This window comes from Polaribacter sp. SA4-10, assembly GCF_002163835.1.
Taxonomy (GTDB): Bacteria; Bacteroidota; Bacteroidia; order Flavobacteriales; family Flavobacteriaceae; genus Polaribacter.
Genome location: NZ_CP019331.1, coordinates 1,837,183 through 1,851,936 on the forward strand (window position 1 = coordinate 1,837,183; position 14,754 = coordinate 1,851,936).

Consider the following 14,754-nt stretch of genomic DNA (forward strand, 5'->3'; position numbering starts at 1 on the left):
GTTTTATTAACAATAGGTTAAATTATACTTATCAATACTTTTAAAAAAAACTTCCGTATTAAATAATGTTGTATCAATGTATAGGTTATTAACCTAATGTTGTCAATTTTAAAACCTTTCTATTGTAAATAATTCTAATGTTTTTTTCTTGATAAGTAAAAATTTATAGGGATATGTATTATAAATTAAAAAGGGTGAACTACATTAAAAATTCACCCTCTTTCTTTCTTCTAAGTTCTCTTATTATTTAAATACTTTTACGTAATCAATTTCCATAGTATCTTCTGTAAATGATGCGTCTACAGTGCCTCCAAGAGATCCTCCCATTGCAACATTAAGAATTAAGAAAAAGTCTGCATTAAATGGTAAAGTTGAATCATTTGTTAACTCATAAAACTTAATATCATCAACAAAAATCTTTACAGCTTCTTCCGTCCATTCTACAGTATATAAATGAAATTCTGAAGATGCATTTGCTATTGAAGTAGTTTCACCATAACTTGCATTACTAGAACTTGCTGAATCAAACCAATGACAAGTACCAAGTGTTGTGTTTTTATCACCACCTGTTTGCTCCATAATATCTATTTCACCACTTTGAGGCCAACCTACAGAAGTGAAATTAGAACCTAACATCCAAATTGCTGGCCAAGTACCTTGAGACGCTGGTAACTTTGCTTTTACTTCTACTCTACCATAAGTAAAGTTATATAAACCTTGAGATTTTAACCTAGCAGAAGTATATCCTCCGCTACCATCAGCTTTCGCTGTAATGATTAAAGAACCACCTTCTACTTTAGCATTTTCTGCAGTATCCGTATAGGTTTGTAATTCATTATTACCCCAGCCTGAATTAGCTCCAAGATCATATGTCCATTTTGTAGCATCTGGTGCTCCATCTGTTTCAAACTCATCAGACCAAGCTAAAGTGTTAAATTCATAACTTGCACCTTGTACAGGTTTTGTAGAAGTAAATTTATGATACCATGCAAAACCATCTCCAGCTTGAATAACTCTAACCACAAGTTCATCATTAGAAATAGAAATTATATCATAAGTACTAGAACCTACTAACCATCCCATAAAACCACCTTCCGAAATTTCGAAAGTTGTACCTCTATATGGCTCTTCGTCATAAGAACCCTCTAAAGCTGCTTTTGAAACTGAAGGACCAAAAGAAACTGTTTTTAACCCAAACATTGAAGTAGCAACTGTTTCATCATGACATTGGTCTCCTGCAACACCTAAGTCTCCTGCATAAGTACCAGGTACAAAAGCAGGACCTACAGTTTGCTCAAATGTTACACCATTTGTAGTTCTTGTAAATACAAATTCATTATCATACATACATCCCTTTTCAGCATCCCATGCTTTAATACCATTCCACCATGCTTCATAAGCAAATTCTCCATTTCCATAATCATCTGTAACCGGGCCTAAACCAACATGTACATCTATATCTGCTTGCCAATACCATTTTTTACTGTCGCCAACATTAGCACCACTTAAAAAGTTTTCAGTTTCAACATCAGAAAAAGAACTAAAAACTTCTACATCTATTGTTTTTGTTGATGAAACACCACCTGTACCATTTGCCTTTACAACAACAGTATACACATTTACACCTACTTTTGAAAATCTCTTTGATAAAATTCCTGATGGTGAAGCTTCTGCTGCTCCATCAAAATAATAAACATAAGAAGAACCATTATCTGCACTTACAGTAAAATTTACTGAACCACTTCCATCTCCATAAGGATTGTCTGCATCAACACCAACAATTTCTGCGTTAATTACAATGTTTGAAGGAGAAACTACATCTCCAAATTGATAACTATTTTCTTGACACCCGTAAAAGGCAGTCATTAAAGAAAATAGAATTATATAAATATTTTTAAATTTTTTCATCTTTGTACTATTTTATTTAAAATAATTAATATCATCTATGTAAGCAACTACAGTATCATTATTATTCTCTGAATTTACTTGTAGAACAACTCTACTAAAGTTAGTGATACTTATAGCATCAGTAACGCCTAATACAGTATCACTTGCAAAATCGAAAGTAACTTCCTGCCAAGTATCTAATGCAATTTCTTTAATGATTTCTGATTGTCTTTCCCAAGGGTTAGCATCTGCATCTTGAAGTTTTAAAGAAATTTGATTTATTTGACTACCTGATAAACTAGTTGACGGCACATAAATTTTTAATGAAAATTTAGATTTTGCAGTTAAATCGTAATTTGGTGTAATATCAAAACGAACGTTTGCATAAGTACCACCTGTATCAGTGTATTCTAAAACTGTATCAGAATCATTTAAAGCATCTTTAAATGGATTTGCAAATGCATTATTCATTCCGCAATCATCTCCTGCCCACGTTGTAATTGTACCATCTCCTTCAAAACTATCTTTTACAAATGGAGCAGTATCCCCAGCTATTTCATTACCATAAGATAAATCATCTAAATAAGCAATAACATTGTCATTATTATTTTCTGAATTAACCTGTAAAACTACTCTTCTAAAATTAGTAATACTTAATGGATCGGTAACTCCTAATACATCATCATTTTCAAAATCAAAAGAAAGTGTTTGCCAAGTATCTAAAGCTATTGTTTTAATAATTTCTGATTGTCTCTCCCAAGGATTAGCATCTGAATCTTGCAATTTTAAAGACAGTTGATTGATTTGACTACCAGTAACACTTGAAGAAGGCACATAAATTTTTAATGTAAATACACTATTACCTCCAGATAAATCAAAATCAGCATCTTTATCAAAACGCACATTTGCATACGTACCACCTGTATCATTATACTCTAAAACTGTATCAGAATCATTTAACCCATCTTTAAATGGATTTGCAAAAGCAGTATTCATTCCGCAATCATCTCCTGCCCAAGTAGTAATATTTCCATTTCCTTCAAAGTCATCAAAAACAATTGGTGTACCTGTTGAAGAAGCCGTTTTATAAAAATAAAAATTATCTATATAAACTACTCCAGCAACTTCATCAGAATCTATTAATATTTGAGTTATTTTTTCCTTATTAGTAAGATCTCCTCCATCAAAACCAGTCATATCAAGATCTATACCTCTCCAAGAACCACCAACTGTAGCTCCTAAAGACTCAATATCTTCTCCTCCATCTACTGTGTTTACAATTTTTATAAACAATTCAGTTGTAGTTCCATCTGGTACCCAATAATCAATATGTAATTTTTCCATAGTTGACACATCTATACCATTGGCATAATTTGTTACCATACCTACAAAATCTAAATTTGTTAGTAACCAAACATTATTGCCTTCAACGGTTGTAGCTTCAAAATTTGATGATGACCATTCTGTTGGTAGTTCATCTAAAGTTACATCTGTATACGCATCACTAAAAATAGAAATTACATCTGTAGCCTCTCTATTTGGAGGTGTATTTGCAGCGCTTAGTGGTGCTAAAATTTCAGTCACCTCAAATTCTGTTGTGTATTCTGTAGTTTCAATAGCACCACCTTTTGCAATCACTTTTACAGAATACGTACCTGGATTTGTATATTGATAAGAAACAGCCTCTCCTATATTAGCAGTTGCTACTGGTTGATCAATATCTGTTTCTCCAGAATAAAATTCGAACACAGAAGCAAATTCTGCAGTTGCAGTAATATTTACTTTCTTTGATGTTGATTTATCATTTTCTATAGTAGCAACTAAATTTTGTGGCGCTTGAAACGATACAATTAAAGCTTGTGTTGCTTCTGCTGTATCTCCTTTGGTATTATATGCTACAACCTTAATTTCAAAAGTTCCTTCTGTATATGTATGTTGTACATTTTTACCTGCTTCTATATTTTCTGGATCTGTAGTTGTATCTCCAAAAAAGATATCAAATGATGTTGCCCCATCTGCAGTTGGCGTTATTGTAACCAAACCTGTATTGTCTTGCGTAATCGTATATACTGCAGCAACATTTGTTGGAGCTACCATAGTAGCTAAGAAGTCTAAACTTCTATCTTCTTCTGTACATGCACTAATAATAAAAAGAATTATTAATGCTTTGTATATTGTTTTAAGTTTCTTCATACTTATATATATTAATATCCTTGATTTTGTGACCAATTTCCTTGAGAAAATTGTATTTCTTCTAGAGGAATTGGAAACACTTCATTCTTACCAGATGCAAATCCTGCAATTTGAGTTCCTCTTCCTGTTCTTACCAAGTCAAAAAATTGATGACCTTCTCCAACTAATTCAACTCTACGTTCTTTGTATATAGCCGCCGTTAAATTAGTACCACTTGTAGTGATATTATTTGTTGCATTACCAAATGCTCTTTCTCTAACTCTATTTAAATAAATTTTAGCTTTGGTATCATCTGGACTAGATTTTCTATTAAAAGATTCTGCTGCCATTAATAAAACATCTGCAAAACGAATTGCTCTATAATTATTAGGATTTGTTAAGTTTAAATCTCCTGCTGCATCTGTACTTCTTACTCTTGGAATATATTTTCTATTGTAATACCCTGTATGCTCATAACCTGTTGTAAAAGCTGCACCAGTAGAATCTGACCATGCGTTTATATCTAAAATCGCAACATCTTTACGATTATCACCATCTTCAAATTCGTCTACTACTTCTTGAGTAGGAACATTAAAACTAAACCCTGAGGTATATAAAGTTCCTTGGTAACCTCTAACTCCCTGAAAACCTACAGCAACATTACCTTCACTACATTGTAAACATCCAAAACCAGCTCCTTCAATATCTGTATACTGAACTTCAAAAACTGCACCTGTACCATTTTCTCCATCAAATTCAAAAATCTTATTATAGTCAGACTCTAAAATATAAGGTCCGTTGTTAATTAAGTTTTCTAAAACAGTAGCAGACTCATCAAACTTATCTTGAAATAAATATACTTTCCCTAATAAAGCTTGTGCCGAACCTTTTGTTGCTCTTCCTAGTTGAGGAGCTGTATAAGATAAATTAGCAACTGCATATTGCAAATCTGCCTCAATTAAAGCATACACATCTGCTTTTGGCGATCTTGGAATTGTTTTTTCATCACCTAAAACAAAACGACCTTCTGGCTTAATAGGAATATCTCCAAACCATTTTACCAATTCAAAATTATAGTATGCTCTCAAAAAACGAGCTTCTGCAATTATAATATCTTTACCTTCAAAGAAGGTTTTATCTTCAAACTCTATAATATATGCTGCCCTATTTACACCTCCATACATCCAGCTCCAAAGATTTTGAAGTTGTGCATTTATAGGTGAATGTGTCATATCATCTACTTGTTGATAACCAGGAACATCTGTTGCACTTTCACCACCACAAAGTGTGTTGTTAGATGCAATTTCTCCCATTAATACATTAATAAATGTAGATTGTAAAGGATCATAAGCTGCCACTAAGGCATTGTAATAATCTGCTTCTGAATTGAAAAAAGATTCAGAATCTTCAGCATAAATTTTAGAATTGTTTAAGTAATCATCTGAACATGCGCTTAATATAAATAAGCTTGCCATAAAGATGAATCCTAATTTTATTTTTTGATTGTAATTTCTCATCTTTTATTTTTTAAAATGTAACATTTAAACCTAATAAAAACTGTCTTGCAGATGGGTAGTTCCCAGAATCAATACCAGCTCCAATTGCACCCCCATTAATTGTTGGGTCAAAACCTGTGTAATTAGTAAAAGTGAATAAATTATTGATTGATGTATATAATCTTAACTTAGACAGCCCTACTTTTTCTAATAATTCTTGTGTAAAATTATACCCTATTTGTATGTTTTGCACACGTAAGAATGAAGCATCTTCTACAAAAAAATCTGAAAACAATTTATTGTTAGTTGCATCATTTGTTAACCTTGGCACTGAGTTACTTGTTCCTGCACCTGTCCATCTATCTAAATAATAAGCAGGTTTGTTAACATTAGGTAAGAAACGTTCGAAATTTCTAACCATGTCTTTACCTAATTCTGCATATAAATAGGTTGTAAAATCCCAGTTTTTATACTTTGCTGAAACATTGAATCCCATATAAAAGTCTGCTTGTGGATTTCCAATATTAATTCTATCGTCAAAATCTATAACTCCATCTCCATTCATATCTTTATATCGGATATCTCCTGGTGATGTACTAGAAGCACCCAAACCAGATTGAGAAGGGTGTGCAGTAACTTCTGCTTGTGTTTGAAAAATTCCGTCAGTTACCAAACCTAAAAAATAACCAATTGGTTGTCCTACTTCCATTCTTGATGGAGCAAGATTACCAATTGCAAATCCACCACCTTCAACAAAAGCACCATCTAAAACATCTGTTACATTATTTTTTATATACGTAACATTATATCCAAAATTCAAAGTAAGATCATCTGATGAATATGCTTTATAATTAATTGCTAATTCAGCACCCGTATTTTTAGAAGTACCCGCATTAACAGTTGGATTTGCACCTCCTGGAGCACCAGAACCTAATAATCCAGAAACTGGAAAATTTTGAATTAATAAATCTTTTCTTGTTTCTTCAAAATAATCTGCAACAATCGTTATTTTATCATCAAATAAATTAAGGTCTAAACCAATATCTAATTTTTCAGCAGTTTCCCAAGTTGCATTTGGATTTGGCAAACCACCTTGTGCGGAACCATCTACTAAAACTCCTCCTAAAACATAAGTTCCTTCTCCACTTAATAGAGATCTATATAAATTATCTCCAACCAAGTTTCCTAAAGTACCATAACTTGCTCTTAATTTTAAGAAATTAATAACATCACTGTCTTTTAAGAATTCCTCATCAGAAATTTTCCAACCAGAAGTTACAGACCAAAAATTATCTACTCTTTTATCTTCTGCAAACACAGAAGCTCCATCTCTTCTTACTAATCCAGAAAACAAGTATTTTCCTTTATAATCATATTGAATTCTACCAAAATATGAAGTAAGTCTTATGTCACCATTTCCTGTATTTAAACTTCTTTGTTCACTTTGAGAATTTGTTAAACTAATATCTGCAAATTCATATAAGTTGTTTGGTACATCAAAACCAGTTGTGTAAATACCATCAAATAAATCGTTTTGCACACTTGTTCCTAAAGTAAGACTTGTATTATGATTTTGTGAAAATGTTTTTTGATACGTAGCAAATGTTTCCCAATTTACTCTTGTAGAAGTAGCTTTGAATTGATATACAGAACTTTGTGTTTTGTTATATACTTTACTAGAACCATACTCTTGTATTGGAGTAAATGAACGTTGTTTTTCATTATAAATTTTATATCCAACACGTGAAACTACGTTTAAACCTTCAATTGGTTTATACTCTAATTTAAAATTTCCTTCTATTCCGTTTCCATTATTTTCACCAAACGTATTTTTTAGTAATGATAAAGGATTTACAACTTCAATTCCTAAAAAGTTATTTGTATCGTTTTCTTCTAAACCAAAAGTTGGTGCATAATTTAAACCATTAAATAGTAAAGAACCATCAAACCCTTGTGAGGCACTTGTAAAGTAGTTGGCAATTATAGAAAAATTTAGTTTATCACTAATATCAACTCCTACATTTAATTTGATGTTATTTCTAATAAAATTAGATTTCTCTTTAGCAATAATACCATCTTGTTCCGTGCGAGATGCACTTATAAAATATCTAGAGTTTTCACCTCCACCAGAGACACTAATATTATGATTCATTAACAATGCATCATTAAATAATTGATCTTGCCAATTAGTTCCCTTACCTAAAGAACCAACATTATTAAAAGGTAATGTTTGACCACTTGCTGCATATGCTTCATTTAAAACCAAAGCATATTCAGTAGCATTTAAATAATCTAATTTTTTTGTTGTTTGTTGAAAAGCAGCATATGTATCATATTTAACAGTTGCTTTCTTATTTTTCTTACCAATTTTAGTAGTTACTAAAACAACACCATTAGCTCCTTTTATACCATAGATAGCTGCTTGCGCATCTTTTAATACAGTAATTGATTCAATATCATTTGGGTTAATACTATTTAAATCACCTTCATAACCATCTACTATTGTTAAAGGTTGGTTGTTAGTGTTTGAACTAACACCTCTAATTAAAATATTTACTTTTGCACCAGGTGCACCTGAAGAAAGGTTTACTGCTACACCAGATGTTGTTCCTTGTAATGCAGTTGTTGCATCTATAGGTTTTAAAACCTCTAGAGTTTCTTGCCCAACAATAGAAACAGAACCTGTAACATCTTTTCTTTTCTGCTTCCCATAACCAACTACAACAATCTCATCTAAAGACTCAGCTGATTCCTCCAAAGACACATTCATAGTGTCTTGGTTAACGATCACTTCTTTTCGGGCATAACCCAAATAATTAAATACAAGTGTTGCACCTTGTTCTACTTTTGAAAGACTGTAAAGTCCGTCAAAATCAGTTTCAGCTCCAACAATTGTTCCTTTAACTATTATACTAACTCCAGGCAACGGGTCACCTGTTTTAGAATCCTTAACAACACCTTTTACATTAATTGTTTGTGCATTAACACAAAAAGTTAAAAGTAAAAGGAGTAATAATGTGATTTTTTTTCTCATGAATTATCCATTTAGTATTTTTTATTAAAATTAGATTTAATTCTTAATTAAATCATAAATTCAACCAATACAAAAAGTATACATGGAAAAAAAAATATAATAAAAACAACAGATCAACAATAAACACAAGGCTTTACAACATGTAAATAATTAACTAAAAAGTATACATATTTAACCTTGTTGTAGTAATGTAGTGGTAAAATAAATCAATGTTGGGGAGTTATATTTCTAAGATGTAATTTGTTAAGTTAGAGTCATGAGGTAAGCCCATTTTTTTTCTTAACCTGTACCTCTTAACCTCTACACTTCTTGGAGAAATATTAAGCAAAGGAGCTATCTCCTTTGAAGATAGATTTAATCTAAGGTATGCACAGAGTCTTAAATCATTTGGAGTTAGTTCTGGGTGTTTCGATTTTACCTTTTTTAAGAATTTTTTATCAGCATTGTTAAAAGCTTCTTGAAACATAGCCCAATCATCTGTATTGTTTAAGTCTTTATCAATAATTCTAACAACTTTTACAATATTCATTTCACCTCCTTTTATCAACTCTGTTTTTATGGTATTTAAAAACTCATTCTTTTTAATTATACTCATTGTAGAAGAAGCCAATTCTCTATTCTTACTTTCTATATCACTTCTTAACTTATCATTATTTAATTTAATAATTTTTTGTGAACTCTCTAATTCTTTAATATCTAACTCTTTTTTTGCATTTTCTAACAACTTCTCTCTTTGTCTTCTATAATATCTTTTAGTAATATTATGTATCAAGTAAAAAAGTAATAAGTACAATAAAACATAAATGGTAACCATAAAATTAGAAAGGTACCAAGGTTTATGAATTCTAAAACTAAAGACAGCTTCATTAGTACTTAACTTATTACCTACAATACCCCTTACTTTAAAAGTATAATCTCCATAAGATATATTTTCAAATAGTATAGAATTTGATTCAGATGGAATACTCCATTGCTTCTTCTGACCTAATAATTGATATTGATATTTAGAAGTTAAAATTTTATTGTAATTAGTTACACTATAAGAAAACTCAATATTATTTTCTTTATTTTCAAATTCAATTTTTTGTGATAAATTAATTCGATTTTTAGGTTGACCTAGTTTAAAACTATTAATTTTATTAATCCCTATAATAAAGTCTTTAGGTTCTTTAATCTTATTTAAGTCTAAAGTTATATAACCATCTGAAGTACCTATAAGTTGTTTCTTATTTTTAAAATGGATAATATTCTCAAAACCCGTGGCCCCTTTTGGCGAAGATTCTGAAATTGGGATACTTTTTATAATTGGTTTCGAACTTAATTTACCAGAAGTTAAAAATTTTACATCTTGCTTAGAAAAAGACCATAATTTATCATTTACAGCATTATAAATTAGTCTTGCAGAAGAAAAATTTTCATTAGAAATTAACTTACTATAAATAGTATCAATAACAAAAGTATCTTTTGGCTTATTATATTTAAATATACCCTTTTTACTAGCATAAAAAATATCCTGTTTATACTTAATTAAACTAGTAGCAGTACCTCTTTTTATCGACTCTTCTTTACTTATATTAATTACATTCTGGTAGTTTTTATCTATAGTTAATTTAAAAATTCCTTTGTATTCGTGATTTACAAAAATTTTGAATTTATCTTCAATTACAAAATACCTACTAGAGTTCGTAAATCCTTTTATTTTATTAGCAATTTTCCAATTATTAAACGCCCTCGTTAAAACATATAATCCATCATAACTACCTAAAATTAAAGTAGTTTCGTTTAATTTTTTAACATCCCAAACACCTTGAATATTAGATATTTTATTCGCTTTTTCTTTATCTATTATAAAAATACCAGAATCATGACCACAAAAAAGAGAATTATCAATCTGTATTAAATTCCAAACTTGTCCTTCTGTATTTTCAATAAGTTTAAATGGCATATCTGTGTCCATTTTTTGAAAAAACAATCCTTGATTAGTTCCTAAATACAAGGTGTTATCGAAAACAATAGAGGTGTATACAGTTCCTAGAAAGTGGTTCTTATTGCTACTTATTTTAAGCGGTGATGTATTATTAATAGTGTTTATTCCATTATCTAAACCTAACCATATATTATCATCGATATCTTCAAAAACTGATAACACAGTATTGTTACTTAAACCTGAAACATGATTAATTTTATAATTTATTTCCCCATTATTATTCAAATAGATAATACCATCTGATATTGTTCCAAGAACAAAGTCTTTATTTTTTAATTGTTTTGCACTATAGATTGTTTTATTAAGAATGTTTGCATCTGAAGGTGTAACCCAATTAACAACCCTATTCTCTCTTAAAAAGAAAAAGCCCTTCTTTTGAGTTAAAAATAAAAGAGTATCCTCTTTTTTAAAAATTTCAACTACTATGTTTTCTTTTAAGATCTTATTCTCTGAAATTAATTTTGGAATACCATTTTCAATCTTAAAAATTCCTTTATTTAATTCTTGAAAGTAGATAACATCATCAATTTTAGAAATTTTAGTTATTTTATTATCTGCATTAATAATCTTTATAACATTCGTTTCTAAATTATATAAATAAATTCTCTCTAAGGATTTAAAAAGTACCCAACCATCTAATTCTAAGATATTCCAAACATGCTCATCTTCAAGCATTTTTATATTCTTGTTTTTTACAATAGACGTGTATTCTAAGCTTCCAAAATTATTTTTCTTCCAAAACCCAAAATCCATATAAAACCCTGTGAATATATTATCCCCAACAACTCTTACAGATCTCATTATTGTTTCATTGGGTGTCTCATAAAGTTGCCAATTAGCACCATTATACTCCAATAAACCTTTATTATTAGCTACATAAATAAATTTATTCTCAGCTTGAGAAATAGCCCAATTTTGCTTCTCTGCTCCATATTGCTTTGTTGTAAAAACATTTACAGGAGGCAACTCTTGTCCGATTATTACGAGTTTAGAAAAAAAAACTAAACAGATTAATACTACTTTTAATTTTGTTGTATTCAAGATATTAGGTTGTTTGGTTACTAATGTAAGTTAAATATCATAAAATATTGGGAGAAAAATAATTTTGTATGGTTTTTATATAGGTGTGGAAGCAAAATTTAACATACATCACTCAAGTATAAAACAACAAAAAACCAAAGTATAAATTAATTTTACACTTTGGTTTTCTTTATTTTATAAGGTAATCTTATTTACACCTATACTTCTAAATTTTACTATTAAAGCTTTTTATTTCAACTTCTTTTTAACAGCAATTTCTTTATAAGCTTCAATTACATCCCCTTCTTCAATATCATTAAAGTTCTTAAGTTGAAGACCACAATCGTATCCTTTTGCAACTTCCTTAACATCATCTTTAAAACGTTTTAATGATGTTAACTCTCCGTCATGAACTACAATTCCTTCTCTAATAATTCTAATTTTTGAATCTCTAAAGATTTTACCAGAAATCACCATACAACCTGCAATGTTACCAACTTTAGAAATCTTATAAACTTCTCTAATTTCAACATTACCAGAAACTTCTTCTTTCATTTCAGGAGATAACATTCCTTCCATTGCATCTTTAAGGTCATTAATAGCGTCATAAATAATAGAATACGTTCTAATATCTACTTCTTCTCTATCTGCAACCACTCTTGCATTTCCTTGCGGACGAACATTAAAGCCAACTATAATTGCATCTGAAGCTGTTGCTAATAACACATCACTTTCTGTAATGGCTCCAACACCTTTATGTAAAATATTTACTTGAATTTCTTCTGTTGATAATTTTTGGAAAGAATCTGTTAAAGCTTCTACAGAACCATCTACATCTCCTTTTAAGATAATGTTTAATTCTTTAAAGTCTCCTAACGCAATTCTACGTCCAATTTCATCTAATGTTAATGTTTTCTGAGTTCTTACAGATTGCTCACGTTGTAATTGAGAACGTTTAGAAGCAATTTGTTTTGCTTCTCTTTCATCATCAAAGACAACAAATTTATCTCCTGCTTGTGGCGCTCCATCTAAACCTAAAATAGATACTGGCATTGAAGGACCTGCAACCGTTAAATTGGTTCCTTGATCATCAAACATTGCTCTAACCTTACCACTGTGTTTACCTGCCAACAAGTAATCTCCAATTTTTAAAGTTCCTGCTTGAACTAATATTGTTGACACATAACCTCTACCCTTATCTAATAGCGCTTCTACTACCGCACCAACTGCATTTTTCTTAGGGTTCGATTTTAACTCTAAAATCTCTGCTTCTAATAAAACTTTTTCTAACAATTCAGGAATACCTTCTCCTGTTTTTGCTGAAATATCTTGTGATTGAATGCTTCCACCCCATTCTTCAATCAATAAATTCATTGAAGATAATTGAGTTTTTACATTATCTGGATTTGCATTTGGTTTATCTATCTTATTGATAGCAAAAATAATTGGAACTCCTGCTGCCTGCGCATGAGAAATTGCCTCTTTTGTTTGTGGCATTACGTCATCATCTGCTGCCACTACTATAATAACTAAATCTGTTACCTGAGCTCCACGTGCACGCATTGCTGTAAAGGCCTCGTGACCTGGTGTATCTAAAAATGCTATTTTTTGACCTGCTACATTTACAGAATATGCACCAATATGCTGTGTAATTCCTCCACTTTCACCTTCAATAACATTTGCTTTTCTAATATAATCTAATAGCGAAGTTTTCCCATGATCTACATGCCCCATTACTGTAATAATTGGCGCACGTGTTACTAAATCTTCTGGTTTATCAATTACCTCTTCAATAGACTCTTCTACTTCTGCTCCAACAAATTCTACTTTGTGGTTAAACTCTTCAGCAACAATAACTAATGTCTCTGCATCTAAACGCTGATTCATTGTTACCATCATACCTAAAGACATACATGCAGAAATAATATTAGTAACAGGAACCTCCATCATCGTTGCTACCTCACTTACGGTAACAAATTCTGTCACTTTTAAAATTCTACTATCTAATGCTTCAGCTTCTAACTCTGCATCTGAATGTTCTCTTCGAGCATCTCTTTTATTCCTTCTATACTTTGCACCTTTACCTTTAGAAGATTTTCCTTGAAGTTTTTCTAAGGTTTCTCTTACTTGTTTTTGGATATCTGCTTCTGTAGGTTCTTCTTTTTTAACAACTGCTGGTCTTGGAGCTCCTTTTCCTCTAAATCCAGGTCTATTACCTTGAGCTGACCTATTACCTGCTTGGACTGGCCTACCAACTCCTCCTCCTTGACTTGGTCTACCTTTAGCTCCTGCAGCTCCTGCTGGCTTACTTATACGTTTACGCTTCTTTTTAGCGTCAGCATTTGCATCTCTCTTAACCTCAGGTTTCTTTTTCTTTGGCTTTTCAAATTGCTTTAAGTCAATTGTTTTCCCTGTAATTCTAGGACCGTCTAATTTCTTATACTGCGTCTTTATAGCTTCCGCATTTTCTGAAATAACCTCATCTGGTAATTCAGTTGCTTTTTCACCTTTAGAAAAACTTTCTTTTTTAACAACAGGTTTTTCTGTTATTTTAAAAGCCTCTTTTTCTATACCAGAAACTTGTCTTACAACTTTAGGCTGCTCTACTTGTTTCTTAACAACAGGTGTAACAACTTTAGGCTCTTCAGGTTTAGTTTCTTCAATTTTTGGTTCTTCAGGTTTCGTTTCTTCTAAAACAGGAGATGGCTTTGGAGTTTCTACGACAGGTTTTTCTACTTTAACTACTGGTTTTTTATCACCAATGTTATCAATATCAATTTTACCTACAGTTTTAAACTCTAATTTATCTGCTTTGGCTTTAAGAACTACTTCTCTCTTAACCTCTTCTTCCGCTCTCTTCTTTTCTAACTTAGCTTCATGCTCAAGACGAATTGCTTCTTTTTCCTTACGTTTTTCTTCTCCAACTTCTTTTGATGCAGCTTTTTTGCTAGCATCTGTTTGGAAACCATCTAGTAAGACTCGATAGACATCACCAGAAATTTTAGTTGTTGGTCTTGCTTCAACTTCATGACCTTTAGTTCCTAAATATTCTACTGCTCTATCAAGAGAAATGTTTAATTCTCTTAAAACCTTATTAAGCCTCATTGTTTTGCCTTCAGACATATATTATTTTTTAGCCTTTAATTTGTAAAAATATA

Annotated in this window: 6 protein-coding genes; all 6 read right to left on the reverse strand. The window is 31.0% G+C overall.

Features of this window, described 5'->3' with window-relative positions:
- Positions 1–243: 243 nt before the first annotated feature.
- Positions 244–1,908 (reverse strand): family 16 glycosylhydrolase, encoded by a 1,665-nt coding sequence (locus BTO04_RS07965; RefSeq protein WP_087563995.1) that lies wholly within the window; start codon positions 1,906–1,908, stop codon positions 244–246.
- A 12-nt stretch (positions 1,909–1,920) separates the two neighbouring features.
- Positions 1,921–4,080 carry a hypothetical protein gene (locus BTO04_RS07970; protein WP_087563996.1) on the reverse strand — a complete coding sequence of 720 codons (2,160 nt, stop codon included), beginning with the start codon at positions 4,078–4,080 and terminating at the stop codon, positions 1,921–1,923.
- Positions 4,081–4,091: 11 nt separating this feature from the next.
- Positions 4,092–5,576, reverse strand: a complete 1,485-nt coding sequence (locus BTO04_RS07975) for a RagB/SusD family nutrient uptake outer membrane protein (protein WP_087563997.1) — start codon at positions 5,574–5,576, stop codon at positions 4,092–4,094.
- 10 nt (positions 5,577–5,586) lie between these two features.
- On the reverse strand, positions 5,587–8,589 hold the full coding sequence (locus BTO04_RS07980; RefSeq protein ID WP_087563998.1) for a TonB-dependent receptor: 3,003 nt from the start codon (positions 8,587–8,589) through the stop codon (positions 5,587–5,589).
- Positions 8,590–8,809: 220 nt separating this feature from the next.
- On the reverse strand, positions 8,810–11,617 hold the full coding sequence (locus BTO04_RS07985; RefSeq protein ID WP_087563999.1) for a triple tyrosine motif-containing protein: 2,808 nt from the start codon (positions 11,615–11,617) through the stop codon (positions 8,810–8,812).
- 228 nt (positions 11,618–11,845) lie between these two features.
- Positions 11,846–14,719 (reverse strand): translation initiation factor IF-2, encoded by a 2,874-nt coding sequence (infB, locus tag BTO04_RS07990; RefSeq protein WP_087564000.1) that lies wholly within the window; start codon positions 14,717–14,719, stop codon positions 11,846–11,848.
- Positions 14,720–14,754 lie beyond the last annotated feature (35 nt).

What these genes read in the sequence shown, in the direction of transcription:
- infB (WP_087564000.1), bottom strand. Translation starts at nt 14,719, where the DNA reads ATGTCTGAAGGCAAAACAATGAGGCTTAATAAGGTTTTAAGAGAATTA.
- BTO04_RS07970 (WP_087563996.1), bottom strand. Translation starts at nt 4,080, where the DNA reads ATGAAGAAACTTAAAACAATATACAAAGCATTAATAATTCTTTTTATT.
- BTO04_RS07965 (WP_087563995.1), bottom strand. Translation starts at nt 1,908, where the DNA reads ATGAAAAAATTTAAAAATATTTATATAATTCTATTTTCTTTAATGACT.
- BTO04_RS07975 (WP_087563997.1), bottom strand. Translation starts at nt 5,576, where the DNA reads ATGAGAAATTACAATCAAAAAATAAAATTAGGATTCATCTTTATGGCA.
- BTO04_RS07980 (WP_087563998.1), bottom strand. Translation starts at nt 8,589, where the DNA reads ATGAGAAAAAAAATCACATTATTACTCCTTTTACTTTTAACTTTTTGT.